The following is a 272-nucleotide window of genomic DNA, read 5'->3' on the forward strand; positions in this document are numbered from 1 at the left end:
CTATATGCCACTTCTGAATGTTGATCTTGTTCAGCTCGCGTCGAGTCTTGTGCCGGAAAGCGAGCGCGATTCGTTCGACGCGATGTCGGTTCGGACGCGTCTGGCGACCCTCTCGATCGTCGCCGATCAAGCTGGGAACTCGTCAGTGCGCGATGTTGCACTTCATGCGCTGACGGTGATCGACGCTCCGGCCTATGTCGGGCTTTCAGCGGTCCGGATCGCGCTCCAATCCAGTTGCGCGTTACTGCGTATTCCGGCCGATCGCTTCGACT

The 272-nt window shown here is 59.2% G+C and carries 1 protein-coding gene; it reads left to right on the plus strand.

Features of this window, described 5'->3' with window-relative positions:
• Window positions 1-272 (plus strand): hypothetical protein (locus SB771_RS34490; protein WP_410721975.1); only part of this gene is annotated, 272 nt, incomplete at both ends.

This window comes from Burkholderia sp. SIMBA_051 (assembly GCF_046534915.1).
Taxonomy (GTDB): domain Bacteria; phylum Pseudomonadota; class Gammaproteobacteria; order Burkholderiales; family Burkholderiaceae; genus Burkholderia; species Burkholderia ambifaria.